26 protein-coding genes and 1 pseudogene are annotated in these 26,632 nt (G+C 65.6%); 7 read left to right on the top strand and 20 right to left on the bottom strand.

All coding sequences use genetic code 11. The features are described 5' to 3' along the window. Window positions 1-59: 59 nt before the first annotated feature. Window positions 60-629, bottom strand: a complete 570-nt coding sequence (locus XH87_RS34900; protein WP_271590698.1) for a YceD family protein — start codon at window positions 627-629, stop codon at window positions 60-62. Next, window positions 626-1,177: a ubiquinol-cytochrome C chaperone family protein gene (locus tag XH87_RS34895; RefSeq protein ID WP_271590697.1), complete on the bottom strand. Its 552-nt coding sequence runs from the start codon at window positions 1,175-1,177 to the stop codon at window positions 626-628. The genes XH87_RS34900 and XH87_RS34895 overlap by 4 nt, the downstream gene beginning before the upstream one ends. Before the next feature lie 98 nt (window positions 1,178-1,275). Here XH87_RS34895 and XH87_RS34890 point away from each other — a divergent pair, with 98 nt between their 5' ends. Both XH87_RS34890 and XH87_RS34885 read left to right on the top strand, forming a co-directional pair. Next, complete coding sequence (locus XH87_RS34890; protein ID WP_271590696.1) at window positions 1,276-1,761, top strand: outer membrane protein assembly factor BamE; 486 nt, start codon at window positions 1,276-1,278, stop codon at window positions 1,759-1,761. 206 nt (window positions 1,762-1,967) lie between these two features. Then, the gene (locus tag XH87_RS34885; RefSeq protein ID WP_035712811.1) at window positions 1,968-2,969 is read left to right on the top strand and encodes a Bug family tripartite tricarboxylate transporter substrate binding protein; all 1,002 of its coding nucleotides are present in this window, start codon (window positions 1,968-1,970) and stop codon (window positions 2,967-2,969) included. A gap of 48 nt (window positions 2,970-3,017) precedes the next feature. Here the strand turns inward: XH87_RS34885 and XH87_RS34880 are convergent, their stop codons facing one another. The 14 genes and pseudogenes from XH87_RS34880 to XH87_RS34815 all read right to left on the bottom strand — a co-directional run bounded on the left by XH87_RS34880 (window position 3,018) and on the right by XH87_RS34815 (window position 16,347). Next, a complete protein-coding gene (locus XH87_RS34880) occupies window positions 3,018-4,502 on the bottom strand; it encodes a peroxidase family protein (RefSeq protein ID WP_271590695.1) in 1,485 nt (494 codons plus the stop codon). A 240-nt stretch (window positions 4,503-4,742) separates the two neighbouring features. Then, window positions 4,743-6,863, bottom strand: coding sequence for a sodium-translocating pyrophosphatase (locus XH87_RS34875; protein ID WP_271590694.1), 2,121 nt, complete (start codon window positions 6,861-6,863; stop codon window positions 4,743-4,745). 313 nt (window positions 6,864-7,176) lie between these two features. Continuing rightward, complete coding sequence (gene thiL, locus XH87_RS34870) at window positions 7,177-8,196, bottom strand: thiamine-phosphate kinase (RefSeq protein ID WP_271590693.1); 1,020 nt, start codon at window positions 8,194-8,196, stop codon at window positions 7,177-7,179. A gap of 174 nt (window positions 8,197-8,370) precedes the next feature. Then, window positions 8,371-8,868: a transcription antitermination factor NusB gene (gene nusB, locus XH87_RS34865; protein WP_271590692.1), complete on the bottom strand. Its 498-nt coding sequence runs from the start codon at window positions 8,866-8,868 to the stop codon at window positions 8,371-8,373. Between the two features lie 4 nt (window positions 8,869-8,872). Next, entirely contained in the window at window positions 8,873-9,364 is a 492-nt protein-coding gene (gene ribH, locus XH87_RS34860) for a 6,7-dimethyl-8-ribityllumazine synthase (RefSeq protein ID WP_035712802.1), read from the bottom strand. A 173-nt stretch (window positions 9,365-9,537) separates the two neighbouring features. Continuing rightward, window positions 9,538-10,164, bottom strand: a complete 627-nt coding sequence (locus tag XH87_RS34855) for a riboflavin synthase (RefSeq protein ID WP_271590691.1) — start codon at window positions 10,162-10,164, stop codon at window positions 9,538-9,540. Then, window positions 10,164-11,312, bottom strand: a complete 1,149-nt coding sequence (ribD, locus tag XH87_RS34850) for a bifunctional diaminohydroxyphosphoribosylaminopyrimidine deaminase/5-amino-6-(5-phosphoribosylamino)uracil reductase RibD (RefSeq protein WP_271590690.1) — start codon at window positions 11,310-11,312, stop codon at window positions 10,164-10,166. Before ribD ends, XH87_RS34855 begins: the two co-directional genes overlap by 1 nt. Beyond that, on the bottom strand, window positions 11,309-11,791 hold the full coding sequence (gene nrdR, locus XH87_RS34845) for a transcriptional regulator NrdR (RefSeq protein ID WP_011087793.1): 483 nt from the start codon (window positions 11,789-11,791) through the stop codon (window positions 11,309-11,311). Before nrdR ends, ribD begins: the two co-directional genes overlap by 4 nt. Window positions 11,792-11,861: 70 nt before the next feature. Beyond that, on the bottom strand, window positions 11,862-13,160 hold the full coding sequence (gene glyA / locus XH87_RS34840; RefSeq protein WP_158670865.1) for a serine hydroxymethyltransferase: 1,299 nt from the start codon (window positions 13,158-13,160) through the stop codon (window positions 11,862-11,864). 274 nt (window positions 13,161-13,434) lie between these two features. Next, window positions 13,435-13,656, bottom strand: coding sequence for a hypothetical protein (locus XH87_RS34835; protein ID WP_271590689.1), 222 nt, complete (start codon window positions 13,654-13,656; stop codon window positions 13,435-13,437). A 36-nt stretch (window positions 13,657-13,692) separates the two neighbouring features. Continuing rightward, on the bottom strand, window positions 13,693-13,929 hold the full coding sequence (locus XH87_RS34830) for a hypothetical protein (RefSeq protein ID WP_271590688.1): 237 nt from the start codon (window positions 13,927-13,929) through the stop codon (window positions 13,693-13,695). Between the two features lie 109 nt (window positions 13,930-14,038). Next, window positions 14,039-14,854: pseudogene (locus XH87_RS34825) on the bottom strand (autotransporter outer membrane beta-barrel domain-containing protein); the annotation flags it as partial. Window positions 14,855-14,878: 24 nt separating this feature from the next. Beyond that, window positions 14,879-15,157: a hypothetical protein gene (locus XH87_RS34820; RefSeq protein ID WP_271590687.1), complete on the bottom strand. Its 279-nt coding sequence runs from the start codon at window positions 15,155-15,157 to the stop codon at window positions 14,879-14,881. Next, complete coding sequence (locus XH87_RS34815; RefSeq protein ID WP_271590686.1) at window positions 15,154-16,347, bottom strand: beta strand repeat-containing protein; 1,194 nt, start codon at window positions 16,345-16,347, stop codon at window positions 15,154-15,156. The genes XH87_RS34820 and XH87_RS34815 overlap by 4 nt, the downstream gene beginning before the upstream one ends. A gap of 670 nt (window positions 16,348-17,017) precedes the next feature. Between XH87_RS34815 and XH87_RS34810 the strand changes: the two genes are divergently transcribed. Then, the gene (locus tag XH87_RS34810) at window positions 17,018-17,971 is read left to right on the top strand and encodes a helix-turn-helix transcriptional regulator (protein ID WP_333909212.1); all 954 of its coding nucleotides are present in this window, start codon (window positions 17,018-17,020) and stop codon (window positions 17,969-17,971) included. Window positions 17,972-17,985: 14 nt separating this feature from the next. Here the strand turns inward: XH87_RS34810 and ldtR are convergent, their stop codons facing one another. Both ldtR and XH87_RS34800 read right to left on the bottom strand, forming a co-directional pair. After that, a complete protein-coding gene (ldtR, locus tag XH87_RS34805; RefSeq protein ID WP_025036696.1) occupies window positions 17,986-18,504 on the bottom strand; it encodes a transcriptional regulator LdtR in 519 nt (172 codons plus the stop codon). Window positions 18,505-19,035: 531 nt separating this feature from the next. Further along, window positions 19,036-19,539, bottom strand: a complete 504-nt coding sequence (locus XH87_RS34800; RefSeq protein ID WP_271590684.1) for a DUF6163 family protein — start codon at window positions 19,537-19,539, stop codon at window positions 19,036-19,038. A gap of 122 nt (window positions 19,540-19,661) precedes the next feature. Between XH87_RS34800 and hemB the strand changes: the two genes are divergently transcribed. The 3 genes from hemB (at window position 19,662) to XH87_RS34785 (ending at window position 22,304) form a co-directional block, all read left to right on the top strand. Continuing rightward, window positions 19,662-20,723: a porphobilinogen synthase gene (hemB, locus tag XH87_RS34795; RefSeq protein WP_271590683.1), complete on the top strand. Its 1,062-nt coding sequence runs from the start codon at window positions 19,662-19,664 to the stop codon at window positions 20,721-20,723. A gap of 145 nt (window positions 20,724-20,868) precedes the next feature. Next, window positions 20,869-21,408, top strand: coding sequence for an RDD family protein (locus tag XH87_RS34790; RefSeq protein ID WP_158670870.1), 540 nt, complete (start codon window positions 20,869-20,871; stop codon window positions 21,406-21,408). Window positions 21,409-21,527: 119 nt separating this feature from the next. After that, window positions 21,528-22,304 carry an arginyltransferase gene (locus tag XH87_RS34785; protein ID WP_035712782.1) on the top strand — a complete coding sequence of 259 codons (777 nt, stop codon included), beginning with the start codon at window positions 21,528-21,530 and terminating at the stop codon, window positions 22,302-22,304. A 71-nt stretch (window positions 22,305-22,375) separates the two neighbouring features. Here XH87_RS34785 and XH87_RS34780 read toward each other — a convergent pair whose 3' ends face one another. After that, window positions 22,376-23,740 (bottom strand): Nramp family divalent metal transporter, encoded by a 1,365-nt coding sequence (locus XH87_RS34780; RefSeq protein ID WP_271590682.1) that lies wholly within the window; start codon window positions 23,738-23,740, stop codon window positions 22,376-22,378. 166 nt (window positions 23,741-23,906) lie between these two features. Between XH87_RS34780 and XH87_RS34775 the strand changes: the two genes are divergently transcribed. Then, on the top strand, window positions 23,907-25,151 hold the full coding sequence (locus XH87_RS34775; protein ID WP_271590681.1) for an MFS transporter: 1,245 nt from the start codon (window positions 23,907-23,909) through the stop codon (window positions 25,149-25,151). A 58-nt stretch (window positions 25,152-25,209) separates the two neighbouring features. Here the strand turns inward: XH87_RS34775 and XH87_RS34770 are convergent, their stop codons facing one another. Then, on the bottom strand, window positions 25,210-26,469 hold the full coding sequence (locus tag XH87_RS34770) for an adenylate/guanylate cyclase domain-containing protein (RefSeq protein WP_271590680.1): 1,260 nt from the start codon (window positions 26,467-26,469) through the stop codon (window positions 25,210-25,212). Window positions 26,470-26,632: the final 163 nt, after the last annotated feature.

Below are 26,632 nucleotides of genomic sequence, written 5' to 3'. Positions count from 1 at the left end.
AAACCATCCCGGGAAATGCCTCGCACGCCCTTGCAAGGCGATCTGCCGTGGAAGGCCCGCTACCGGCCCTTCTTGTTGTCCTGCAGCGCCTTCAACGCCGCGAATGGATGGTCCTCCGGATCGGGGGCGGTGACCTCCGCCTCGAACACGGCCCCCTCCTTGCGCGGATAGGGATCGATCGCCAGGAACAGGGCATCGGTGGCGAGCCGGCCGAGGTCGATGATGCCACCAAGGATCGGCTCCGGAGGATCGGCGACCTCAGGCGGCCCCTCCTCGTCCTGCCCCTCCTCGATCAGATCGGCCAGGCGGCGCGCCTCGGCCTCGGGGGCGAACATCAGGTCCACCTCCTCCTCGATCTCGCTCTCGATCGGATCCAGCGTGACCACGCAGGTCTGGCCGACCCTGGCCCGGACGGTGCCGGTGACCTGAACCCGGCCGCCGCTCTTGGGCACCACGTCGAACTCGGCCCGGGCGGACAGGATCTCGCGGAGGCCTGCGACCTCCGCCATGGCCTGCCGCTCGGCCGCTGATGCCTCGAGCTCGCGATGCAGGCCGGCATCGGGGATCTGCGCAACGATGACGGGCACCCGCCAGGGATCGGGCTGGGATCCGGCATTCGGTCGGGTCATGGCGTGACATCCTCAGGGAGCGCTGGAGGAAACTTGAAGGAAGCGCGCAACAGCGCGCCCTCGTCGGTCCGGCCAAGATCGGCCTCGCTGGCCCAGGCATAGGCCGCAAGCCGCTGCGCCTGATCGAAGCCGGTCCCATTCAAGATATTCTTGCAGATCGCCGATGCCAGCGCCTCGCCGCCGGCCTCCATGGCCTGGTCATAGGCCTGGACGCGACCGTAGAACGCCTCGCCGAAGGCCCGCATCCGCTTCGGCACGGTCTGGTCGCCGACCCCCATCTCGCGCAGATTGTCGTCCATGTCCTCGCAGAAGCGGTCGAACAGCGCTTGGGACAGCTCCGTGGCGCTTTGGACCGTGCGCAGGCGGCGCAGCAGCAGCCAGAGATGCAGCAGCAATAGGTCGAAACGCCCGTTAACCGTGTCGGGCACGCCCAAGCCCCGGTAAAATATGGGTTCTCGCGCCTGCGTCACGATCATGCCATAGATGGCTTCAATGGTGCCCGGCGGGGTTAGTCGGGGTTTCCTGAAGTGGTTGAACGGCCAAAGCATTGTGGTTTCCGCAAGCGGGCGCGCGCGTGTTGCATTCAGACGCCCAGCCCGGTACTTCAGCGCCTCGCGCGACGCAAGGGGACGGAATCAGTTCCGCTATGACCACAACCAAGCAGACCAGCCTGCGCGCAGGTAAGCGGCGCGGCCTTCACGCATGCTGGCGCGGCTTGCGCATGCTCGCCGCCGCGGCCGTCGTCGGCGCGGCACTTGCGGGCTGCACGGGCGAGCAATTCCAGAAGGGTTACATCCTGCCGCCCGGCGCGCTCGAGCAGATTCCGATCGGCGCAAGCCAGGACCAGGTGCTGATCGTGATGGGCACGCCCTCCACGGTCGCGACCCTCGACGGCGAGGTCTTCTATTACATCTCGCAGCGCTCGGAGCGCCCGGTCGCCTTCATGAACCAGAAGGTGGTCGACCAGCGCGTGATCGCGATCTATTTCGACAAGAGCCGGCGCGTGCGCCGGCTTGCGAATTACGGCCTCCAGGACGGCAAGATCTTCGACTTCATCAGCCGCACCACGCCGACCTCGGGCCAGGAGATGAGCTACCTCGCGCCGCTGTTCAAGCTGCTCAGCTTCAACTGAGACTCCAGAGCGCTTTCGCGCGGATTCGATAGCGGCTTGCGCAAAAGAAAATGCGTACAACGCCCTTCCAATTCCGTCGGAAGGCAAATGGCTCTGAGCTGCGGCGTCGTGCCGCTCTGCGCGCGCCACTTGTCGTCGCATGCGACTTGCGGTCACACGATCGGTTCCGTACGGTCCCTGCAAAGAAAGAAGCAGGGAGTGGATTCGTGCCTAAGCCTTTGTTGTCCCGCCGTCGCGTGCTCACCGGTGCTGCCGGCCTTTCGGCTGCAGCCATACTGCCGCGATCGAGCCTCGCCGACTGGAAGCCCACCGAAAACGTTCGCCTCGTCGTGCCGGCTGCGGCCGGCGGCTCGACCGACGTGATGGGCCGGCTTCTGGCCGCGCATCTGCAAACCGCCTGGGGACAATCGGCGGTGGTGGAAAACCGCTCGGGCGGCGGCGGCACCATCGGGACTGCCGAGGTGGTTCGCGCCAAGCCTGATGGACACACCATCCTGATCGGCAATCCCGGTCCGAACGCGATCGCCTACAGCATCTTCAAGAATCTCACCTACAAGCCCGACCAGCTGCAGCCGGTCTCGAACATGATCCGGATCCCGAACATCGTCTCGGCGCATCCGAAGACCGGCATCAAGTCGATCCCCGAGCTGATCGCCTATCTCAAGGCCAATCCGGACAAGCTCAGCTACGCCTCCTCGGGCGTCGGCCAGAGCCCTCACCTCACCGGCGCCTGGTTTCTCCAGCTCACCGGCCTGAAGATGACGCACATCCCGTTCCGCGGCGCCGGACCCGCACTCCAGGCGGCCCTCGCCGGCGACATCCAGATCCTGTTCGACAATCTCTATCCGAGCCTGCCTCAGGTGCAGAACGGCACACTCAACGGTCTCTGCGTCACCACGACCGAGCGTAGCGACCTCGCGCCGAACCTGCCGACGATGCGAGAGAGCGCGCCGGAGCTGGCCAATTTCGACGTCTCGTCCTGGTTCTCGGTGTTCCTGCCGAAGGGGGTCTCACCCGAGGTGCTCAACGCGCTCAATCTCCAGGTCAAGGCGATGCTGGAGCGCGAGGAGATCAAGAAGCAGATCGCGGCCATGGGCGCCCGCGCCGACTACGGCACCCCGCAGCAATTTGCGGCCTTCTTGGACGCCGAGACGAAGAAGTTCGCCGGCATCATCCAGAAGGAAGGGCTGCAGATGGACGTGCAATAGTTCTCGTATCCCGGATGCCGCCCGCGGCATCCGGGACTTGAGCGACTGCTATCCGGTCGTGACCCCGTCGATCGGACTGATCTCTCCGACGAAGCGCAAGAGATCGCTCATCAGGAAAGTGCCCGGAGTCTTCGCCGGCAGCGTCGGTTTCCAGTTCTGCTGGCTGAGATAGGATTGGTTATCGCCAGCGACGATGCCAATGAACACCTCGGCCACGATACGCGCGCCGACCGGACCGAGCCGAAGACCGCCGGTCTTCACCTGGGCCTCCTTGAGGATGTAGTACCAGAGCGGCGTCTTTCGATCGAAGCCCTGGGCGGCCGCAACGGCGCCGTCCGTACCGGTTGCGATCTCCGCTGGCTTGAGCACTGGAATCCCCATCGCACGAGCCACGTCCTGCCCCGACGGCAATCCGAGATTGACTCCGCGCTGCAGGTTGCGGAACGGAAGGCTGCCGCCGCCACCCGGGAGATCGTGCAATTTCGGAATGAGGAATGGATCGATCTTGCGCGAATGGTTGAACAGGAAGTTCGGCGTCGGCGGAATCGCAGGATCGAATTCGTAAAAGCGGCTCCAGTCGATGATCCAATCCGTGGGCAAGGTGCTGACGTTGGGCGGGGAATTGGGTGCGTTGGGAGTGGTACCGGCGATTTCGCCCAGGATGCGGCCGGAGAGCCCGGAGAAGAAGAACTCGAGGCTGAGGGTCGCCGCAGTGAAGCCGCCGGGCTGCGTGAACACACGGTTGTGGCTGTATGTTTCGCGAACCATGCTGTGTCCGAGCCGGTAGGCGGCCGCCGAGAACTCGACCGGCATATAGGGCACCTTCTGGAATCGATAGAACTTCCGGCCCTCGTGCAGAATCCTGGCGACGATGCCCTTCTCCGTCAGACGCTCGACGAAATCGTGCAGCACCATCCATTGATAGTGCCAAGTCACCAGCTTTCGTGCTTCAGAGAAGAGCTTGTCGGGCGCCGGCGCGCTGGGACCGGCCGCGAGCATGTCGACGACCTTGTTGTGGAATTTCAGGAACGCAAGGTGCGTCTGTGCGACCAGCAGATTCTCGTCATTGCGGTGGTCGCCGATCAGGGCTCGCCCTTCCGAATTCCTCGTCAGATCATTCGGAAAGACGCCGGCCGCGCGCGGCGTGGGCGCTGTCTTGCCGAGCAGGAACTTCGGCCCGGGCTGTGTGATGTTGTTGGTGTCGCGAGCGTAGAGTTGGGGGCTGCCATCCGGTCCCAGACCGTAAATGCTGTCCAGATCCAGCCTCGGCGTGCGGAAGTTGGTGGTGGCGTTGGGATCCTCCTGCTTCTCGGCGAGCGAGGTGAGATCGAGCGTGATGTCGTGATCGACGAATTGGCCGAGATAGGTAAAGCCCGACGGAATGTTGGAATTGTCACCGGTCACATCGTCCGGACTGGCGTCCTTCATCGCGGTGGCAAGCGCCTGCAGCGCGGCCTCCGGCGCCGTGAATGCCGGCAGGTCGAACATCCGGCCGAACAAGCCGGGGTCTGCATTGGCGCTGGGCAGTTTCAAGCCGGCTCTGGTCGGCTGGCGTCCGGCTTTCCCGTGTCTTGGATTCAGGTTTGCAGCTTGCGTCATTCTTCCCTCCAGTGGGTGAAACAGCGGCTGCACGGTAGTCCCCGGAGGGAAGACACTTTGTAATTGAGGTCACAGTTCCCCTGCGACAAAGCATGCCGGGAAGGAACGATATCGTGAAAACAAAGGCCCCGCGGCTCACGCCGCGGGGCCTGTCCTGCAAACGCGTGACGCCGCTCAGTGCGCCAAAATCGCCAGCAGCAGCAAGGCCACGATGTTGGTGATCTTGATCATCGGGTTCACCGCGGGGCCCGCCGTGTCCTTGTAGGGATCGCCGACGGTGTCGCCGGTCACCGCCGACTTGTGGGCATCGCTACCCTTGCCGCCGAAATGGCCGTCCTCGATGTACTTCTTGGCGTTGTCCCAGGCGCCGCCGCCGGAGGTCATCGAGATCGCAACGAACAAGCCCGTCACGATCACGCCGAGCAGCATTGCGCCCACGGCCGAGAACGCCGCCGACTTCCCAGCCGCGCCGCCGCCCGCGATCGCATAGATCAGGAAGTAGACCACGATCGGTGACAGCACCGGGAGCAGCGAGGGGATGATCATCTCCTTGATCGCCGCCCGGGTCAGCAGGTCGACCGCCTTGCCGTAGTCGGGCTTGTCGGTGCCCTGCATGATGCCCGGCTTCTCGCGGAACTGACGCCGCACCTCCTCGACGATAGCGCCGGCGGCGCGGCCGACGGCGGTCATGCCCATCGCGCCGAACAGATACGGCAACAGGCCGCCGAACAAGAGGCCAACCACCACATAGGGGTTGTTGAGCGAGAAGTCCGGATTGACGCCCGCGAAGTAGGGATGCTGCGCGGAGCCGGCGACGAAGAACTTGAGGTCCTGGTTATAGGCCGCGAACAGCACCAGGGCGCCGAGACCGGCGGAGCCGATCGCGTAGCCCTTGGTCACCGCCTTGGTGGTGTTGCCGACCGCGTCCAGCGCGTCGGTCGACTTGCGCACCTCCTTCGGCAGGCCCGCCATTTCGGCGATGCCGCCGGCGTTGTCGGTGACGGGGCCGAAGGCGTCGAGCGCGACGACCATGCCGGCCAGCGCCAGCATGGTGGCGGTCGCGATCGCGATGCCGAACAGGCCGGCGAGGCTGTAGGTGACCAGGATGCCGGCGATGATCACGAGCGCGGGCAGTGCGGTCGCTTCCATCGAGACGGCGAGGCCCTGGATCACGTTGGTGCCGTGGCCGGTGACCGAGGCCTGGGCGATCGACTTCACCGGACGGTAGTCGGTGCCGGTGTAGTATTCGGTGATCCAGATGATCAGCGCGGTGACGACGAGGCCGACCACGCCGCATTCGAACAGCGCCATGCCGGTGTAGTCGACGCCCTCGAGCTTGCCGAAGCCGATCAGGTAGTAGATCACCAGCGCGATGCCGATCAGGGACAGGATGCCGGTCGCGATCAGGCCCTTGTAGAGCGCGCCCATGATCGACTGGCTCGGCCCGAGCTTGACGAAGAACGTGCCGATGATCGAGGTGATGATGCAGATGCCGCCGATCGCGAGCGGCAGCGTCATCATGTTGGCGAGGATCGGCGTCTTGGCGAAGAAGATCGCAGCCAGCACCATGGTGGCGACCGCGGTCACCGCATAGGTCTCGAACAGGTCGGCGGCCATGCCGGCGCAGTCGCCGACATTGTCACCGACGTTGTCGGCGATGGTCGCGGGGTTGCGCGGATCGTCCTCGGGAATGCCGGCCTCGACCTTGCCGACGAGGTCGCCGCCGACGTCCGCACCCTTGGTGAAGATGCCGCCGCCGAGACGGGCGAAGATCGAGATCAGCGAGGCGCCGAAGCCGAGCGCCACCATGGCGTCGACCACGGTGCGGCTATCGGGCGCGAGCTTCAGCGAGTGGACCAGGAAGCCGAAATAGAGGGTCACACCGAGCAGCGCGAGACCGGCAACCAGGAGGCCGGTGATGGCGCCCGCCTTGAAGGCGAGCTCGAGCCCGCCGGCAAGCGACGTCGTCGCGGCCTGGGCGGTACGCACATTTGCGCGGACCGAGACGTTCATGCCGATGAAGCCGGCAGCGCCGGACAGGATGGCGCCGATGGCAAAACCGATCGCGACATAAAGGCCGAGGAAATAGGCAAGCAGCACGAAGATGACGATGCCGACGAGACCGATCGTGGTGTACTGGCGCCGCAGATACGCCTGTGCGCCTTCGCGCACGGCTCCTGCGATCTCCTGCATGCGCGGCGACCCCGCATCCGCGCTCAACACCGAAGACGTCGCCCAAATCGCGTAGACGACGGAAAGCACTCCGCAGAGCACTATCAACCATAATGCTGTCATGTGATTTTTGCCTCAGATCCTTGATGTACCCCCGGCGCCTTTGTTGTCCGTCGTGCGGTGCGGCGCCTTGATTTCGAACAAGGCCGCCCCTTGCCCAAAAGGGGCGGCCTTAGTCGGTCGCAAGCTTGCCAAAATCAAATTGAGGGTGCAACGCCGGATGAGGCCGAAAACGCCGATCTCGGCAGGTATTTAGGCCAAGTGCCGAGAACCAGGATGCCGGTTTGGAGCGATTCTCACAGCATGATCCGGAAAAGTGCACAGCGGTTTTCCGAAAAGATCATGCTCAAACAGTGACCTGAAGCGCGATGACGATTCATCCTGATCGTATCGCGCTTTGGAAGTGGCTGTAGGACAGCCGCGTCAAGAGCAGTTCCTGGCCCTGCCCGTCCAGGAAGCGCGGCCGCTCGTACCCCTCCACGATCGTACCGATCGCGGTCACGGCAACGCCCATGGTCCGCCCCGCGGCAATCAGCGCGTCGCTTTGCGCTGGCGGAACGGTACACAGCACCTCGTAGTCATCGCCCCCCGCAAGCAGCGCCTCGATGCCGACGACGTTGCTTGCGAGCAGTCCGGCCGCCGCGGCCGAGAGCGGCACGCTCGTCACGTCGACCGAAGCCGAGACCCCGGACGCTGCACAGAGCTTGGTCAGGTCGCCAGCGAGGCCGTCGGAGACGTCCATCGCCGCGGTCGCGTGATCGCGCACCGCGCGCGCCAGCACGTTGCGCGGCTGCGGCACCCGATAGCGTGAGACCAGAAAATCCCGTGCAGCGGGATCGGATGTCAGCGCTCCGGCCGCAGCGCCGCCGCGGAGCACGTCGAGGCCGAGCCCGGCATCGCCGATTGTCCCCGTCACCAGGATGCGGTCGCCCGATCTTGCCCCGGTCCGGCCGACCATCCGCCCCCGAGGCACGCGGCCGAAGGCGGTGATCGAGATCATCTGCGGGCCTGGCGTCGACACCGTGTCGCCGCCGAGCAGAGGACAAGCGAAGTTCTTTGCGTCCGCGCCCAGCGCGTCGGCAAAGGGACGGAGCCAGGCATCTTCCTGGCTGCGCAGCGCCAGCGTCAGCACGAATCCGGCTGGCATCGCGCCCTTGGCGGCGAGATCGGACAGGTTCACCCGCAGCGCCTTGCGCGCGATGGTGTCGGGCGGATCCTCGGCAAGATAGTGCACGCCCTCGACCACGGCATCGGTGGTGACGACGATGTCGTCGCCGGATGAGGACAGGACCGCGGCGTCATCGACCAGCCCGAACGCGCCGGGGTCGGTCGCCAGCGGCTTGAAATAGCGCGCGATGAGGGCGTCTTCGGCGGAGGGATTGTGCGGGTCTGCCACGTGCCTAGCCCCATTCTCCACTGTCATCGCCCGGCTTGACCGGGCGATCCAGTATTCCAGAAACGGTCGTGTGAACTCGATGGGCCGCGGCGTACTGGATCACCCGCCGCCGCGGGTGATGACAGCGGAGTATGGGGCAGCCATCGCGCATCAATTCACCGCCCTTGCGGGAAACTACCCCCGCCCGAACTCGTCGCCGCGAAACTGGCGGCCGATCTGGTCGAGCACCGCATTCACCATGCCGGTTTCCTCACGATCGACAAACGCGTTGGCGACGTCGACATATTCCGAAATCACCACCCGGCCCGGCACGTCCTTGCGATGCTGGAGCTCATAGGCTCCCGCGCGCAGCACCGCGCGCAGGATGGCTTCGATCCGCTTCAAGGGCCAGCCCTTCGACAGCGCCTCGTCGATCAGCGGATCGAGCTTCTTCTGGTCGCGCACAACGCCCGAGACGACGTCGCGGAAGAACGCCGCCTCGGCCGGCAGGTAAGTGTCGCCCTCGACCTCGTTGCCGAGCCAATGGCTCTCGAACTCGGCAAAGATGTCGTTGATGCCGGCCCCGGCGATATCCATCTGGTACAGCGCCTGCACGGCGGCGAGCCGCGCCGCGCCGCGGCGGTTCGCTTTCTTCTCCGGAGCGCCCGCCGGCTTCTTGGTGTTGTCAGCCATGGCTTCAGGCCTGCGCCAGGCGGCGCTTGATGCGCAGCATCGCAAGCGCGGCGCGCGCGGCATCGCCGCCCTTGTCGAGCTCGCTGGCGCGTGCCCGCGCCCAGGCCTGCGCTTCGGTGTTGACGGTGAGGATGCCGTTGCCGAGCGGCAGCTTGCGCGCCACTGCGAGGTCCATCAGCGCGCGCGAGGATTCCTGCGACACGATCTCGAAATGAATGGTGTCGCCGCGGATGACGCAGCCGAGCGCGATCACGGCGTCATAGGGCTTGCCGTTCGCCGCCGCGGCATCGACCGCGATGGCGACCGCCGCCGGGATTTCCAGCGCGCCGGGAACCGTGATGACGTCATGCGTCAGGCCAGCCGCCTTCAGTTCAGTCACCGCGCCATCCAGCAGCGCGTCCTGGAGATCGTCATAGAACCGCGCCTCGACAATCAGCGCGCGCGCGCCGGAAATGTCGGTCTGATCCTTCAGGGGTGCGCGCCGCGCGTCTGCCATCGTTCAATCCGTTTCGAAAGGGGTCGGCGCTATGTAGTCGCCGGAAGCATGTAAGCCAAGCTAGAAACCGTCATTCCGGGGCGATGCGAAGCATCGAACTAGGGTGCGCCCTTGCGCACCCGAGAATCTCGAGATTCCGGGCCTGGTCCTGAGGACCATCCCGGAAATGACGGCTACGCCGTCATTTCCGTCAGCCGCGCCGCGTAGCGGGCCATCAGGTCGACTTCGATGTTGACCTCGTCCCCCGCCTTCCAGCCGCCGATCGTCGTGACCGTCAGCGTGTGCGGGATGATCAGCACTGAAAAGGTCACGTCTGCAACTGTATTGACTGTCAACGAGACGCCGTCGAGCGTGATCGAGCCCTTGGTCGCGATGAACCGCGCCAGCTCGCGCGTCGTCGAGAGCACGAACCGCGCCATGTCGGGCAGATCCTCGCGGCTGACGATGGTGGCGATGCCGTCGGCGTGGCCGGCGACGATGTGGCCGCCGAGCTCGTCACCGATCTTGAGCGCGCGCTCCAGATTGAGCCTGGTGCCCAGCTTCCAGTGCTTTGCCGTCGTCAGCGCCAGTGTCTCGGCGGCCGCATCGACGTCGAACCAGGTCCTTTGCTTAGAGTCCTTGCCGTCGGCGACGCCGGAGGCAACCACCGTCAGGCAGACGCCGTTGCAGGCGATCGAGGCGCCGTCCGCAATGGTGGTCTGATCATAGCGGCAGGCGATGCGCAGACGGTGCAGCTGCCCCTGCGCCGTGGGCGTGAAGCTGACGATCTCGCCGATATCGGTGACAATGCCGGTGAACATTACGCACGCTCGTAGATGGTGAGAGTATCCTTGCCGAAGGTCTCGCTAGCATGAAGCTTGTAGGCCGGCGACTGCGTGATTTTCGACAGGGGCAATGCATCGAGCGCATCGACGCCGCCGGAGCCGACCTCTTCCGCGCCGCGGAACAGCCAGGTCTCGTCGACGAGATCGGCCGCGACGAAGGACGCGGCGACACGGCTGCCGCCCTCAACCATCAGGCGGGTGATGCCCTTCTCCGCCAGAGCGTGCAGCACGGCCGGAAGGTCGAGTCCGGACGAGCCTCCCCGCGACATGCGGATCACTTGCGCACCGGCCGCGCCAAGCCGCATGGCGGCAGCGGCTTCGGCGAGCTCAGAACCCACCACCCAGAGCGGCGTCTCGCGCGCCGATCGCACGAGCTGGCCCGATGCGGGAATCCGCAGGCTCTGGTCGAGCACCACGCGCACCGGCGAGCGCGCCGCCATGCCCGGCAGGCGGCAGGTGAGGAGCGGATCGTCCGCCAGCACCGTTCCGATGCCGACCAGGATCGCATCGCTGTGCGCGCGAAGGAGATGCACGCGATCGCGCGCCGCTTCGCCCGTGATCGCGACCGGCTTGCCGCCGGCCGCGCCGATCTTGCCGTCGGGCGAGACCGCGAGCTTGAGGATCACGTGCGGACGGTGATCCCTGATGCGGCGAAAATGCCCGGCATGGTCGAACGCAGCCTCCGCCGCGCAAAGACCCACATCCACCGTGATGCCGGCGGCGCGCAGGCGCGCATGGCCCTGGCCTGCGACCTCGGGATTGGGATCCTCGATCGCCGCCACCACCCGCTTGATACCGGCGGCAATCACCGCGTCGGCGCAAGGCGGCGACTTGCCGAAATGCGAGCACGGCTCCAGCGTGACATAGAGCGTGGCGCCCCGCGCCGCCTCGCCTGCGCGCAGCAAGGCCTCAGGCTCTCCATGCGGCCGTCCCCCCGGTTGCGTCCAGCCGCGGCCGACAATCACCCCGTCCTTGACGATGACGGCGCCCACGGCCGGATTGGGCCAGGTCCGCCCCTGCCCGCGCCTGCCCAGCGAGAGCGCCAGCTCCATGAAACGGCGATCGGCATCCCTGGCCTCGCGGGCCTTCTGCGCGAACTGATCCTCCAGGATGCGGAAGATCATTTGCGGATCGCGGCGAGCCGCGCTTCCTCCTCGCCGGAGAGCTCGCCGAGCACGTCGGCGAAATCCTTGGCCTCGCGGAAATTGCGGTAGACCGAGGCAAAGCGCACATAGGCGACGTCGTCGAGCGTGCGCAGATGCTCCATCACGGTCTCGCCGATCACCTCCGAGGATATCTCGGCCTCGCCCCCGGTCTCGAGCTCGCGCACGATGGTGGAGACCATCTTCTCCACCCGCTCCGGCTCGACCTGCCGCTTGCGAAGCGAAATCTGCACCGAGCGCATCAGCTTGTCGCGATCGAACGGCACGCGGCGGCCGTTGCGCTTGATCACCGTGAGCTCGCGCAGCTGCACGCGCTCGAAGGTGGTGAAGCGGAAATTGCAGGCGACGCACACGCGCCGCCTGCGGATCACGGACGAGTCCTCGGTCGGACGCGAGTCCTTCACCTGCGTATCGAGACTGTTGCAGTTCGGGCAGCGCATCCGTCGGACCCCTATTTTCGCATGATCTTATCGGAAAACCGGTATCCACTTTTCCGGATCATGCGGCGCCTTACTGGTAGATCGGGAACCGGTCGGTGAGCGCCTTCACCCGCTCCTTGATCGCAGCTTCCACCAGCGGCGCCTTGCCGTCGGAGGACTGCGCGATCGCGTTCAGGACCTCGGCGATCATGCCGCCGACCTGCTGGAATTCGGCCACCCCGAACCCACGGCTGGTCGCGGCCGGCGTGCCGAGCCGAATCCCTGACGTGACGAAGGGCGACTCGGGGTCGAACGGAATGCCGTTCTTGTTGCAGGTGATGGCCGCGCGGACCAGCGCCTTCTCCGAGACGTTGCCCTTCAGGCCCTTCGGCCGGAGATCGACCAGCATCAGATGATTGTCGGTGCCGCCGGAGACGATATCGAGACCATGGCCCTTCAAGGTCTCGGCCAGCGCCTTGGCGTTCTCGACGACGTTCCTGGCGTAGACCTTGAAGTCCGGACGCAGCGCCTCGCCGAAGGCGACCGCCTTCGCGGCGATCACGTGCATCAGGGGACCGCCCTGCAGGCCCGGGAAGATTGCCGAGTTGAGCTTCTTGGTCAGCGTCTCGTCATTCCACAGCATGAGGCCGCCGCGCGGACCGCGCAGCGATTTGTGCGTCGTGGTGGTGGTGACGTGGGCATACGGCACGGGCGAGGCATGCACGCCGCCGGCGACGAGCCCGGCGAAATGCGCCATGTCGACCAGCAGGTACGCCCCGACGCTGTCGGCGATCTCGCGGAAACGCTTGAAGTCCCAGGCGCGCGAATAGGCCGAGCCGCCGGCGATGATCAGCTTCGGCTTGACCTCCTCGGCCTGCCTGGCCACCGCATCCATGTCGATGATCTGGTCCTCGCGGCGCACCGTGTAGTGCGCGGCCTTGAACCACTTGCCGCTCATGTTGACGGGCGAGCCGTGGGTGAGATGGCCGCCGGCCGCGAGATCGAGACCCATGAAGGTGTCGCCGGGCTGGAGCAGCGCCAGGAACACCGCCTGGTTCATCTGGCTGCCGGAGTTCGGCTGCACGTTGGCGAAGTTGGCGCCGAACAGCTTCTTGGCGCGATCGATCGCGAGGTTCTCGGCGACGTCGACCCACTCACAACCGCCGTAATAGCGCGCGCCCGGATAACCCTCCGCGTACTTGTTGGTCATCACCGAGCCCTGCGCTTCCAGCACGGCCCGGCTGACGATGTTCTCGGAGGCGATCAGCTCGACCTCATGGCGCTGCCGGCCGAGCTCGCCCTTGATGGCGGCGGCGATTTCCGGATCGGCCTGCTCGAGCGAGGCGGTGAAAAACGAATCGGGCGCGGAGGCGGTCTTGGGTGCGGTCATCTTGCGAATATCTCCACCGCCGCAGCCTTTTGGCGGGCTACGGGCAGGTCTGGTGTGGCGATCGGAAGCGGCGAGCGCGATCTACCACATCGCCCGCGACAGGCCAAGCATTTGCGGGTCGGGCCTGATATTTATGCAAGATATGGTGGGGGATTGGGGGTTTTCGGCGCGGGAGCGATTCCATGGAACCACTCCGCTGCGATACTGGACCAGGGCCGCTTTGAGCCTCTTCTCTCGCCAAGAGCCGCTGCCCCCGGCCCGGCCCGGCGTCGTTTCACAGCCCCGTATACCCCGCCTTCACCGGGTCGACGCTGCCGTCGAGCTGGCGCAGATAAGTGAGGCCGCACACCGTCAACCTGTGAGTGTCCGTCTCGCCGGCTTCCATCAGGATGTTGAGGTAGTTCGTGACCTTGACACGCGCCTCCTCGCTGGCCGCGGCGGTGCGGTTGGCGAGCAGGTCATAGGTTTGCATGATGCGGTCAATGGCGGCTTCCATGGCATCCTCTGGTTCGTCGCGATTTCGGGAGTTTCGTCAGGCAACCGCCCTGGCCTCGGTCTGCGCCTGGAACCGGGCGATCGCCTTGTTGGCGAGCCTGATCTTGTTGGATTCGCCGCGCTGGAGCAGCTTGACGATGAGGCCGAGCAGGCGTTCGTCGGTGACCAGAGAGTCAGGGATCGCGCCGGAGCGGCGAAGATAGTTCGCGGCGATGCCGTAGGCCTCGCTGACGAGTTCCACATTCATCGCCTGCAACCCGCGCTCGACCAGCATCGTACCCTCCGGTTGGGAGGAATAACGGCGAAGCGCGGAACTGGTTCCGCAGACCAACAATTTTTTTTCGCAGGTGCGAAACAGGACCGTCGGCGGCGTTTCCGGTGACCTACCAGGTCACGCGCGCGCCGCCCTTGCCGAAATAGGTGCGCGAGACATCGTTGGTATAGGTCGCCTCGCCCAGCGCAAACAGCGTGAGCCGGCCCATCTGCCAGTCGACGCCGGCGCTGCCGTAGCCGCCGGCGACGCTGCCGCGGTCCGACGTTGCTGCGACGAAGTTCTGCCCGAGCAAGACGACGTTGAGCAGGCCGCCCGCGCTGCGCTGTTGCGCGAGCGCACCGGCAGAGACTCGCGCGGTCACGCGATGTCCGTTGGCGAGCGTCGCGCTGTTGGCGAAGGTGAGTTCGGCACGCTCCTCCCAGGCCTGGAAGTCGCGGCCGGGCACGCTGACATTGGCAAGGCCCGCGCCCGTCTCGGTGTAGCCGCCGAAATGCGCCGCCACGTAGCGCAGTTTCACCGCCGGGGTGACGGTGAAACCGCGCCCGTCGACGTCAAGGCGGCGCCCGAACATCAGCGCCGGATTGACGAACCAGCCGCCATAGGAAGCCGTTGCCGTCGCGACGGCGAGACCGCCCCCGATATTGCGCTGGCTGGTATTGTCCAGGCTTCCTCCAATCACGGACAGATCGAGGAAGGTGCCGCCCCAGGTCTTGCGGCCATAGGCACCGCCGAACACCGTGTCGGTGCCGGTGCTGCCGGCATTGAAATGAAGGTTGGTCTTGTTGGCGCTGCCGCCCGCCAGCACACCGAGCCTGAGGTCCGGACCGACGAGGCGCTCATAGCCGACGGCACCGCCATAACCGGTCGTGGTCCCGCCGATCAAGGCGTCGCTGTTGTCCTGCTGGCGCTGGCCGCCGAAGGCCTTGGCCCAGACCGCGCTGCCGTCGCCTTAGCTTGCGCTCGCCGCCTTGAGAACGGGCGCGCGGGCATATCCCGGGGCATCCGAGGGGAAGCTGGCGAACGCATCGAACGGGGACGGCGAGCTTTCCGTTGCGGCAAAGGCGGTGGCCCCACCCGCGCCGGGCGTGAACACCGGCGCATCGGGCAGGACCGACGCGATCCAGCCGGTGATGTCCATGATGGCGCGGTTCTGGGCGCCGACGCCGGAGAGATCGGCGACGATGATTTGGCTGGGCGTAACCACATAGGGTTTGCCGGCGGTGGTCACGGTCGACAGCGTCTTGTCAAAATTGGCGTGTTCAGGATCCAGCTTCCCGGTCCGAAGCTGACCGTGTCGGCACCGCCGCTGAAATCGACCACGCCTCCGAAGCGCGCGCCGGGAAGCACGGTCAGGCTGTCGGACTGTGCCGGTGTCGTCGCTCCGAACTGGATCGCCGTCCCGCCCGCGCCGATGATCGTGCCGGAATTGACCACGCTGCCGGCGGCGCCCGAAACCACGCCGACACCGGAAGGCCCGGTCCCGACGATTGTTCCCGAATTGACGACGTTGACGCTGCCATTGAACGCGCGAGCACCCACGCCGCTTCCGCTGATCGAGCCCGAGTTCGTCAGGAACAAATCATCGTTGCTCGCCGAGATACCCGCCGAATGGCCCCCGACGATCGTGCCCGAATTGGTAAGGCTCGCCGTCTGGGAGGCAATGACGCCTTCCCAACAGCCGCGCAGCACCCCGGAATTCGTGATGTCCACGTTGCTGCCGCTCACGCCGGAGCCGTTGTTCGCGATGATCGTGCCGGAGTTGGTCACGTTGGCATTGGCGGCAGAAATGGCCGGGCCAGATCCCGTGACGATGATCGATCCCGAATTGGTCACGTCGATATTGCCGCTCGAGAAAGGCCCTGCTCCGGCAGCCGTGATGGTGCCGGAATTGACGAGCGTCAGACTGGTCAGCGCGTACATGGCGCTGCCGGAACTCCCCAGCATCGACATCGTACCCGAATTGATCACGACGGCACTGCCGCTGGCGGCCCGGATCACAGCCGCCTGGGCGACGATGGTGCCGGAATTGGTCACGAAGGCGTCGCCACCGACGAGGATCCCGTAGGAATTGCCGGTGATGCTCCCCGAATTGACGACGGTGGCGTTCTGGCCGGCATAAACGCCCTCGAAGGGGGCGGTGATGGTACCGGAATTGGTGACGGTGACGTTGGTGCCGCCCCGCACGCCGTCACCGTTGAATGACGAAATCGTCCCGGAATTCGTCACGACCGCAGTCCCATTGGAGGCGACGCCGTACAGGCCGCTGAGCACCCCGGAATTCGTCACGGTGACGCTGCCGATGGCCTCGATGGCGGACAGGTTCGTGCCGGTGACCGTACCGGAATTGACGACCGATCCACTGTTGAACCTGATGCCGTAATTGGTGCCGGTCACCGTCGCACCCTGGACGACGGTCACGCCGAGATTGTTGATCAGAGAGGTGCCGAAGCCATTCGGATTGTCCTGGTTGACGGTATTGCCCGTACAGGTCGCCGAGACATTGTCGGCGGCGGCGGGGGTGCAGACCGCGAGCCGGCGCCGCGAACAGCGTCATGGCGGCAAAAGCCGCGAGCGCCCCAGCAAAGGAAACAGCCGCCGCGCATCGGCGCCCGGACGAATGCGGAAAATGACCGGGAGCGGCTTGCAACGGACAGGGAGAGGGCATCTGCAAAGGGCCTTGAGCGTCAAATCACTTGCGACCAATAGGTTGCCGGCACGGCATCGTAAACGGATTCGGGTTCTGCGAAGCGCGGCAGATCGATTTTGAATTCAGCGGTCAAGTCTTCCGGTCCAGGAAGTCAAATTCTTCTTCGGCGCGCGTCGGGCGCCATTCTATAACGGCCCTCGAAAGACGTTGGGATTTCACCGGCAGATTATGTCCACCCCCATTCCCGTGCTGCATTTCGACACCAGAGATTTTCCAGAGCAGGACAGATTCGACATTTGGCGTTCGAGCATCGCCACGCATCAGGTGAGCCGTCTCGAGCCTGACGCTCCGTTCGAGGCCATCGTGGATGCCTGGACCCTGGGCGACATGGTCGTGACCCATTCCCGGATCGGCGCAGCCAGGATGGCGCGGACCGCCGAGATGGCGAAGGCCGACGGGCTCGACGTGATCCAGGTCGTCTTCCTCAAGACCGGCACGGTAACCTTCACCGACGACGCGCCCTCCCCGCGCACGATGCGGCAGGGCGAACTGGCCGCATTCGATACGCGCCGCGCGCTCGTGACCGAAAGCTCGGCGCTGGATTGCGTCACCTGCACCATTGCGCGGCGCGCCTTCGAGCGTACCGGCTACGATCCCGCCACGCACGGACTGATCATTGACGGAGCCTGGGGCCGCCTCGTCGCGGATTTCCTGTTGTCCTTCGTGCAGCAACTCGAGGAGATGAGCGTCAACGATGCGGCCAGCCTGTCGGCCGCATTCGTGGGATTGCTGACGACGGCGATGCGCGCAAGGCCGCCGAGCGTCGACGGCGCGAGCGGCAGGTCGGTGACATTGGTCCGTGAGCGGGCCGAGGCCTATATCGACCAGCACCTCGCCTCCGACAAGCTCGACATCGCGGCGATGAGCCGGGCACTGGCGACGTCGAAGTCCAACCTCTATCGCGCTTTCGCCAATTTCGGTGGCGTCACGGCCTACATCCGCAAGCGACGGCTCGAGACGATCCACGCCCGCCTGAACGCGGGAGAGCCGCTTGCGATTTACGATATCGCCAGGGAATACGGATTTGCCAGCGCGGCGCATTTCAGTCGCGCGTTTCGCAAGCAATTCGGATCAGCCCGCGGCGCGCGCGCCTCGGTGGCGTGTCGGCCCCGGTCGACGCGGCCGATGACGACGTCGCACTGTTTCGCCAGTGGGAGGAACGTTTGCGCTGATGGGCGCGCGGGCTCGCTCGACGTGGAGATGCTGCTCTGCGCATCGGAGTTGCGCACATGCGCGAACGGCGCACCAGTCCGAACAGGCGGACCGGCGCGCTTGGGGAAGTCGGACTTTCGTTCGGGAGGCTGCCGGTCTTGTTGCGGGCCGGCTTGGCCTTGATCCCTTCAGAAAACTCAGAGGCGATAGAGGATCTGGTCGGTCCAGAACCGCTCGAGGCGGTGCAGCGACTTGTTCAGGGTCGCAAACTCGTCGCCGGAAATGCCGCCGACCTGCTCCACCGTCTTGACGTGCTTCTGGTATAGCGCATCGACGATGCGGCGGACTTCCTGGCCCTGCGGCGTCAGGCGGATGCGCACCGAGCGGCGGTCAACGCGCGAGCGCTGATGATCGAGGAAGCCGAGCTCGACGAGCTTCTTCAGATTGTAGGAGACGTTGGAGCCGAGATAGTAACCGCGCGTGCGCAATTCGCCCGCGGTCAGCTCCTTGTCGCCGATGTTGTAGAGCAGAAGCGCCTGCACCGAGTTGATGTCCGCACGGCCGCGGCGATCGAATTCATCCTTGATCACGTCGAGGAGCCGGCGATGCAGCCGCTCCACCAGAGTCAAAGCTTCCAGATAGAGCGACTGCACCGAACCTTGCTGGCCGGAGACGCGCTCTGCGGTATCTGCCGCAGTTGCGACGGCTTTCATCATGACACTTCCCCTGTTGTCGTTTTTATCGACACTTATTCGACGAAACTTGTGTCCCGCCTGATAGGTGCAACTTAAGGGGCGCGTTTGAAGATCGGCTTAAATAAGAGAATAAAGAGATCATGAATTTAAGACAGTGAATTGCGGATTAAGCGTGTGCCACAAGCACTTTTCGCAACAGTCTGTTGACCTTCGCAAGGTCCTGTTCACCCTCCGTCCGCCCCAGTTGTCGCATTCCAGAACAGCCCCGCCCCGTTTCGAAACGAGCGCGTAACGGCTGTGGCGGAACCGGCTGGTCAATGAAAACTTACCGCGAATTTTAGGCAACCAGCGGTCAACCAAACACAACACTCTCATGTCCCGGACAAGCGCAGCTCTTGGCAACGCGCAGCGTTGTCCAGGGCGGAGCGCAGAGCCGGGACCCAGATGTTTCAACGCGAGATTTCGGAGAGATAGGCCCCGGCTCTGCAGCGCACCGCTGAAGGGCGCTGCGCTGCGTCCGGGGCACGAGAGTGTGCGTTGTGGTCGTCCCCGCTACGGCGGCCGTTCGCGCGCGGCCATCCAGGCGAGCGCCAGATAGGCGGCGAGCATGAAGACCTCGACGCCGACCACGACGAGACTGCCGCCATAGATTCCCGGGAACATCAGCTCGATCACGGCCATCGACACCACGGTCGTCAGCCACACCACCGCGCCCCAGGGCGTGGCGAGCCAGAGGCCGACGGCGGCCACGAGTTCGATCACGGCGAAGTAGACGGTCGCGGCCTGCCAGGCCATCGACTGGTTCTCGAACGCCTCGTCCTCGGTGCCGACGAAACCCGTCACCTGCGCCCAGTGATAGAGACCTTTCAGGATCGAGAGCAGCGCCATCACCCGCAGGAACAGCACCAGCCGGCGCGTCCAGACATTGTCGTCCGACGCGGCGCGCTCCGACGAGATCGCCGCCACCGACAGCGCACTCTCTCTGGCATTGTCTCGGGCGGCGTCCCTGGCATTGGCGCCGTCGCGGGCCGCATCACGGGTGGAGATCTCGGACATGGCCCCTTCTGGCTGGTTCGCCCCGCAAAATCAATCGGCTGCCATCCCTTGCGGCAGGTCAAGCCGCGGTGACGGGAACCGTGCGAGCTGGTATAAGAATAATTCCAGCCGGAGGAAGAGTGATGGCGATCAAATACGGACGTCCGATCGAATTGCGCGAGGTGTCGCGCCGGGATGGCGGGGCAGCCTCCCCTGCCCTCGATCTGACCGTCCGGCCCCGCCGCAACCGCAAGGCCGAGTGGGCCCGGCGCATGGTGCGCGAGAACGTCCTCACCACCGACGATCTGATCTGGCCGCTGTTCCTGATCGACGGCCACAACAAGCGCGAGCAGGTCGCCTCGATGCCGGGCGTCGACCGCCTCAGCGTCGACCAGGCCGTGCGCGAGGCCGAGCGCGCGATGAAGCTGACCATTCCTTGCCTCGCGCTGTTCCCCTACACCGACCCGTCCCTGCGCGACGAGGAAGGCTCGGAAGCCACCAATCCGAACAATCTGGTCTGCCAGGCGGTGCGCGCGATCAAGAAGGAGTTTCCCGAGATCGGCGTCCTCTGCGACGTCGCGCTCGATCCCTTCACCAGCCACGGCCATGATGGCCTGATTTCCGACGGCAGGATCCTGAACGACGAGACGGTCGCGGTGCTGGTGCGCCAGGCGCTGGTGCAGGCCGAAGCCGGCTGCGACATCATCGCGCCCTCCGACATGATGGACGGCCGCGTCGCCGCGATCCGCGAGGGGCTGGACCGCTCTGGTCTGCTCGACGTGCAGATCATGGCCTATGCGGCCAAATATGCCTCCGCCTTCTACGGCCCGTTCCGCGACGCCATCGGCTCGGCCAAGACGCTGACCGGCGACAAGCGCACCTATCAGATGGACAGCGCCAACACCGACGAGGCGCTGCGCGAGGTCGAACTCGATATCGCCGAGGGCGCCGACATGGTGATGGTGAAGCCCGGCATGCCCTACCTCGACGTGGTCCGCCGCGTGAAGGACACGTTTGCGATGCCGACCTTCGCCTATCAGGTCTCGGGCGAATACGCGATGATCGCGGCCGCCGCCAACAACGGCTGGCTCGACGGCGAACGTGCCATGATGGAGAGCCTGCTCGCCTTCAAGCGCGCCGGCGCGGATGGCGTGCTGAGCTATTTTGCGCCGAAGGCGGCGGAGAAGCTGCGAGCGCAGGGGTGAGGTGCCGCAGACTGGGCGCCAAAGCCTCGCCTCATCGCCCCCGAATCGCCGGAATATTTCGGCTAGTTGACGTCCGGGTGCCCTTGGCACGGCGATGACCTGTTCCCATGTCCTGCCACGGGAGAACTCTCCTTGGGAGACGGACATGTCGTATTCGGATTCGGGCAATACGTGGCGCAATGACGGCGGCGCGCAGCCGCACGCCTACGACCCCTATCTACATCCGGAACTGTTCCGCGGCGTGGCGACGCGGCGGGTGTTCGCGTTCCTGATCGACATGGTCGTGATCTCGGTGCCCGTGATCCTCGGCTACATCTTCATCGCACTGTTCGGCGTGGTCACCCTCGGCATCGGCTGGGCATTGTTCTGGATTGCCTGGCCGGCCTCCGTCGTCTGGGCCATCGTCTATTACGGCGCCTGCATCGGCGGTCCGTCGTCGGCAACGATCGGCATGCGGGTCATGGACCTGGAATTGCGCACCTGGTATGGCGCGCCCGGCTACTTCGTGCTCGGCGCTACCCATGCCGTGCTGTTCTGGGTCACGGTCTCGTTCCTGTCGCCCCTCGTGGTGCTGGTCGGCCTGTTCAACGGCCGCCGTCGCCTGCTGCACGATTTCGTGCTGGGCACCGTCGTGATCAACAATTCCGTTCGCGCCCCCGTGCCTCAGGCGGCAAGACCGTACTGATCAAGAACCTGTCAACCAGGACCGACTAAGCTGCGTGATCTGACCTGCCGAGCAGACCGATTGACCAGGGGCTTCCGTAGCGCGATGCTGATGCTCACTTCGGAGGCCCACGACGTCCCTTGACCCAGCACTCGCGCGACACCCCCCAGTTTTACCTCACGGCGCCCTCGCCCTGCCCCTATTTGCCCGGCCGGCACGAGCGCAAGGTGTTTACGCACCTCGTGGGTGACCGCGCCGGCGATCTCAACGACCTTCTCACCCACGGCGGCTTCCGCCGCAGCCAGTCGATCGCCTACCGGCCGGCCTGCGACCAGTGCCGCGCCTGCGTCTCGGTCCGGGTGATCGCCAACGAGTTCCGGCCTTCCCGCAACTTCCGCAAGGTCATGGCGCGCAACGCCGACATCATCGGCGAGCAACGCAGCGCAGTGCCCACCTCCGAGCAATATTCGGTGTTCCGCGCCTATCTCGACGCCCGCCACCGCCACGGCGGCATGGCCGACATGACCGTGCTCGACTACGCCATGATGGTCGAGGACAGCCACGTCGAGACCCGCATCATCGAGTACCGCAAGCGCGGCCCCGACAGCGGCCTCACCGGCCGCGGCGAGGAGCTGATCGCGGTCGCCCTCACCGACGTGCTCAGCGACGGCCTGTCGATGGTCTATTCGTTCTTCGAGCCGAGCCAGGTCAGCCGGTCGATGGGCACCTTCATGATCCTCGACCACATCGCCCGCGCGCGGCGCCAGGGCCTGCCTTACGTCTATCTCGGCTACTGGATCGAAGGCTCCAAGAAGATGGACTACAAGGCCCGCTTCCTGCCGCAGCAGCGCCTCGCGCCCTCAGGCTGGCTGCGCATCGACGCGCAGGGTGACTCTGCGTCCGAGCCGCAGGATTGAAGAGGCGAATGATGAGTGGCGAATAGCGATTAGAACGCCATTCGCCATTCGCCACTCACCATTCGCGCTTCTCACCCGAACAGCGTATCCGCCAGCAGCTTCAGATTCAAAACCACGATGACGCCCGCGACGATCCACGCGATCGCGGCGACGGACACCGGGATCGCGAACTGGCCCATCTTGCGGCGGTCGGAGACGAAGCGCACCAGCGGGATGACGGCGAAGGGCAACTGCATCGACAGCACGACCTGGCTGAACACCAGCAGATCCGCCGTGCCGCGCTCGCCATAGATCGCCGTGACGATGATCACGGGAACGATGGCGATGCCGCGCGTCAGCAGGCGTCGCGCCCAGCTCGGCAGGCGCAGGTCGAGAAAGCCTTCCATCACGATCTGGCCGGCGAGCGTCGCCGTCACCGTCGAGTTCAGTCCCGAGGCGAGCAGCGCCACCGCGAACAGCGTCGAGGCAATGCCGAGGCCGAGCAGCGGCGACAGCAGCTCGAAAGCCTGGCCGATCTCGGCGACATCCGAATGGCCGCTTCCGTGGAAGGTCGCGGCGGCGACGATGAGGATCGCGGCGTTGATGAACAGCGCCAGCATCAGGGCGATGGTGGAGTCCGTCGTCGCCCATTTGATCGCTTCGCGCCGGCCGGTGTCGTTGCGCTCATAGGCGCGCGTCTGCACGATCGAGGAGTGCAGGTAGAGATTATGCGGCATCACAGTCGCGCCGATGATGCCGATCGCGATGTAGAGCATCTCGGAATTGGTGAAGATCTCGGTCTTCGGCACGAAACCGTGCAGCACCTCCGCAACCGGCGGCGCGGCAGCCACGATCTGGACCGCGAAGCAGACCGCGATCACCGCCAGCAGCGCGATGACGAAGGCTTCCAGGAAACGGAAGCCGCGGTTCATCAGGAGCAGCAGCAGGAAGGCATCGAGCGCGGCGAGCAATGCGCCGCCGATCAGGGGAATGCCGAACAACAGCTTCAGCGCAATCGCGGTGCCGATCACCTCGGCGAGGTCGCAGGCGATGATCGCCGCCTCGCAGGCGATCCAGAGCAGGAAGTTCACCGCCGGCGAATAGGTCGCCCGGCAGGCCTGCGCGAGATCGCGGTCGGTGACGATGCCGAGCCGCGCGGCCAGCGACTGCAGCAGGATCGCCATCAAATTCGAGAGCAGGATGACCGAGAGCAGCGTGTAGCCGAACCTCGACCCGCCGGCGAGGTCGGTCGCCCAGTTGCCTGGGTCCATGTAGCCGACCGAGACGAGATAGCCCGGACCGACAAAGGCGAGCAGCCGCCGCCACCAGCGGCCGGCGGCCGGAATGGCGATCGTGGAATTGACCTCGGCGAGGCTCTTGGTGGTGGGCGCATCATGGCGCCAAGCGGTGGCGTCTGGGCTCGAGGCGGGGGTCAGGTCGGGCGATCTTGCATCCATGGGGGGACAATACCGAAGTCAAAGCTTATTGCAACTCATTTGCAACTGCATCTAGCCGCATCGAGCCCCGATGCGGCGGTTATCCGCGGTCCTGTCGGGAAGCGGGTGGGTTGGCCACCCGCAGGAACGGATACTGGCGCCAACTCGACTCTGCAGGAAATGAGCCATGTCAAATCCGCCTCGCCTCCCCGACACCTTCAACCGTCTCGCCTGGTCCAACCTCGCGGCGCAGTCGGCCGAGCAGGTCGCATTGGCCGCAGCCCCCATCGTCGCCGTGCTGACGCTCGGTGTCGCAGAAGGCCAGACCGGCCTGTTGCAGACCGCGCTGACCCTGCCCTTCGTCCTCTTCGCCATTCCGGCCGGCCTGCTCGCGGACCGCGTCTCGCGCCGCTTGCTGATGGCGGGAGCCGAGGCGCTGCGGGCGGTGGCCCTTGCCGCCATCGTGCTGCTGCTCGCGCTCGGCGCCCTCGATCTGCCGCTGCTGGCTCTGCTCGGCTTCACTGCAGTGTGCGGCACCGTCGTCTACAGCGTCGCCGCGCCGGCTCTGGTGCCCTCGCTGGTGAGCGCGGACCTCCTGCCGGCGGCGAATGCCCGGATCGAGCTTGCGCGCACCATCGCCTTTGCAAGCGGGCCCGCGCTCGGCGGCGCGCTGGTCGGCTGGTGGGGCGCGAGCCCGGCGTTCGGCTTTGCCGCGGCGCTCTCGGCCATCGCCGTGGTGCTGCTCTCCGGCATCTACGAGCCCGCGCGCTCGCCGGCCCCGCGGCGGCATCCGTTCCAGGACATCCGCGAGGGCGCGGCCTTCGTGTTCCACCATCCGCTGCTGCGGCCGGTGTTCATCACCCAGTTCATCTTCAACACCGGCTGGTTCCTGCAGATCGCGGTGTTCGTACCCTACGCCGTGCGTCATCTCGGCCTGACCGCCGCCGGGGTCGGCACGGTGCTGACGATGTACGGTGTCGGCATGGTGATCGGCGCGCTCCTTGCCACGCGCGTGATGAAGCGCATCGCCTTCGGCACGGTGATCGGCCTCGGCCCGGTCACCGGCTTCGTCGCCGCATTGGTGATGGCGCTGACGGTGCTGCTCCCCTCGCCCTGGCTCGCAGGCCTCAGCTTCTTCCTGCTCGGCGTCGGCCCGATCCTGTGGGTGATCTCGACCACGACGCTGCGCCAGTCCGTAACGCCGCCGCGCCTGCTCGGCCGCGTCTCCGCCATCAACATCATGAGCTACGGCGCCCGCCCGCTCGGCTCGGCGCTGGGCGCAATCGTCGGCGGCCTCTGGAGCGCGGAAGCGTGCCTCTATCTCGCCGCCGCCGTGTTCGGCATGCAGGCGCTGGTGATCCTGCTGTCACCGGCCGTGGCGCTCGACCGGCAGCCGGACATGGTGGGGGATGAGGTGGCGGTGAGGTGCTAGCTGCGCTCTCTGCAGTCGTCCTGGTTTTCCGCCAGGACGACATTGGGGAACAGCGGCGCTAATTCGCCAGATACCGCTCATAGCTCCCCGTCACCGGCTCGCTCGCGTCGACTTCCGGATCCAGCGTGTAGAGATCCTGGGCGCGGCCGATGCCGCGCAGCGCGTAGCGGCCGGTGGAGACGAGATAGCGGCGCCCAGTGGCATCGAGGCCCTTGTAGAATTCGGATGAGGCAAGCAGCTCGCGGTCGACCGATCGGCTCATCGAGGCGATGCGGCTGACCTCGTTGACGGTCGGGCCGACCACGGTGAAATCGAGCCGGTCCTCGCTGCCGATATTGCCGTAAAAGACCTCGCCGACATGCAGGCCGATATAGGCCGACGTGGTCGGACGGCCCTCCGCCGCCCGCCGCTTGTTCAGCGCGGTGACGTTCTTGCGGAACAGGTGCTCGGCCCGCAGCGCCGCCCGCCGCGCATCCGCCATATCCTCGCCCCAGAACATCGCGAGCACGCCGTCGCCGATCAGCTTGAGCACGTCGCCGCCGGCATCGTGGATGGCGTCGATCACGGCCTGCGCGTAGTCGTTGAGGAACGGAATGATCTCGTCGGGACCGATGCTCTCGCTGATCCCGGTCGAGCCGCGCAGATCCGAATACCAGAGCACGGCGTTGATGCGCTCGGTGACGCCGCGCGAGATCCGCCCGCGCAAAACCTGTTCGGAGGCGTCGCGGCCGAGATAGACGCGGCCGAGCGTGCGCGCGATGTCGACCTGCTGCGCCGATTTGATCGCAAGACCCAGCACCGGCACGAGATCGCGCAGCGCGGCAAGCTCGGATTCGGTGAAGCCATCGTCCCGCCGCGTCGTCCAAGAGGAGTAGAGGCAGTCCATCTGCCCCAGCGCTCCGGTCTCGCCGAAGCGATGCACGAACGCCAGGAAATGCCTGTGACCGGTTTCGGCGAGGTCACCGATCTGCGAGAAATCGAGCGACGGCGCGTCGGCGAGATCGATCACCATCTCGTCGTCGCCGTGCTCGAGCAAATGATAGAATACCGAGCGGCGCCAGTTCCTGGCCGCGTCGCCCTCCGCCGTGGAGCCATACTCGACGACGTCGCTCTCGTTGGTCGGGGTGTCGCTCCAGCGGAACGCCCGGCCCTCGTAGATCGGATGCAGCGTGTCGATGACGACGAGCCCGCGCGATAATGCTAGCCCTTCGGCGCGGCAGCGCTCGCAGAAGCCGCGGAGCAGTTCAGGTTCGGGCAGGCCCGTAAGGCCCTGCCCAGCCAACCAGTTCATCAACTCGAGGCGCGAGGTCAGTTGCATGCGCCATTATGCCGTGCATTCGTGACGGGCGAAAGGTGCAGGGCCGGCTGCGCGCCAGCCTCCCGGCCCTTGCAGGTCGAATATGTCGCGGGCACGGTTGACGCACTCGCCGCGCGGGCGGCAAGTGTTGGCGATGAACACTTCGTCGACCAGAATCGGACGC

This window comes from Bradyrhizobium sp. CCBAU 53415 (assembly GCF_028128735.1).
GTDB lineage: Bacteria > Pseudomonadota > Alphaproteobacteria > Rhizobiales > Xanthobacteraceae > Bradyrhizobium.
The sequence above is the reverse complement of the archived record's forward strand: the minus strand, read 5'-3'. Positions and strand labels throughout refer to the sequence as shown.

Bases quoted from the DNA above. Each gene is read 5' to 3' on its own strand.
- ldtR (WP_025036696.1), bottom strand. From the start codon at position 18,504: ATGATGAAAGCCGTCGCAACTGCGGCAGATACCGCAGAGCGCGTCTCC.
- XH87_RS34835 (WP_271590689.1), bottom strand. From the start codon at position 13,656: ATGGAAGCCGCCATTGACCGCATCATGCAAACCTATGACCTGCTCGCC.
- XH87_RS34790 (WP_158670870.1), top strand. From the start codon at position 20,869: ATGTCGTATTCGGATTCGGGCAATACGTGGCGCAATGACGGCGGCGCG.
- nusB (WP_271590692.1), bottom strand. From the start codon at position 8,868: ATGGCTGACAACACCAAGAAGCCGGCGGGCGCTCCGGAGAAGAAAGCG.
- XH87_RS34890 (WP_271590696.1), top strand. From the start codon at position 1,276: ATGACCACAACCAAGCAGACCAGCCTGCGCGCAGGTAAGCGGCGCGGC.
- ribH (WP_035712802.1), bottom strand. From the start codon at position 9,364: ATGGCAGACGCGCGGCGCGCACCCCTGAAGGATCAGACCGACATTTCC.
- XH87_RS34895 (WP_271590697.1), bottom strand. From the start codon at position 1,177: ATGCTTTGGCCGTTCAACCACTTCAGGAAACCCCGACTAACCCCGCCG.
- XH87_RS34855 (WP_271590691.1), bottom strand. From the start codon at position 10,164: ATGTTCACCGGCATTGTCACCGATATCGGCGAGATCGTCAGCTTCACG.
- glyA (WP_158670865.1), bottom strand. From the start codon at position 13,160: ATGACCGCACCCAAGACCGCCTCCGCGCCCGATTCGTTTTTCACCGCC.
- XH87_RS34900 (WP_271590698.1), bottom strand. From the start codon at position 629: ATGACCCGACCGAATGCCGGATCCCAGCCCGATCCCTGGCGGGTGCCC.
- nrdR (WP_011087793.1), bottom strand. From the start codon at position 11,791: ATGCGCTGCCCGAACTGCAACAGTCTCGATACGCAGGTGAAGGACTCG.
- hemB (WP_271590683.1), top strand. From the start codon at position 19,662: ATGGCGATCAAATACGGACGTCCGATCGAATTGCGCGAGGTGTCGCGC.
- XH87_RS34830 (WP_271590688.1), bottom strand. From the start codon at position 13,929: ATGCTGGTCGAGCGCGGGTTGCAGGCGATGAATGTGGAACTCGTCAGC.
- ribD (WP_271590690.1), bottom strand. From the start codon at position 11,312: ATGATCTTCCGCATCCTGGAGGATCAGTTCGCGCAGAAGGCCCGCGAG.
- XH87_RS34780 (WP_271590682.1), bottom strand. From the start codon at position 23,740: ATGGATGCAAGATCGCCCGACCTGACCCCCGCCTCGAGCCCAGACGCC.
- XH87_RS34810 (WP_333909212.1), top strand. From the start codon at position 17,018: ATGGCGAAGGCCGACGGGCTCGACGTGATCCAGGTCGTCTTCCTCAAG.
- XH87_RS34775 (WP_271590681.1), top strand. From the start codon at position 23,907: ATGTCAAATCCGCCTCGCCTCCCCGACACCTTCAACCGTCTCGCCTGG.
- XH87_RS34770 (WP_271590680.1), bottom strand. From the start codon at position 26,469: ATGCAACTGACCTCGCGCCTCGAGTTGATGAACTGGTTGGCTGGGCAG.
- XH87_RS34875 (WP_271590694.1), bottom strand. From the start codon at position 6,863: ATGACAGCATTATGGTTGATAGTGCTCTGCGGAGTGCTTTCCGTCGTC.
- XH87_RS34800 (WP_271590684.1), bottom strand. From the start codon at position 19,539: ATGTCCGAGATCTCCACCCGTGATGCGGCCCGCGACGGCGCCAATGCC.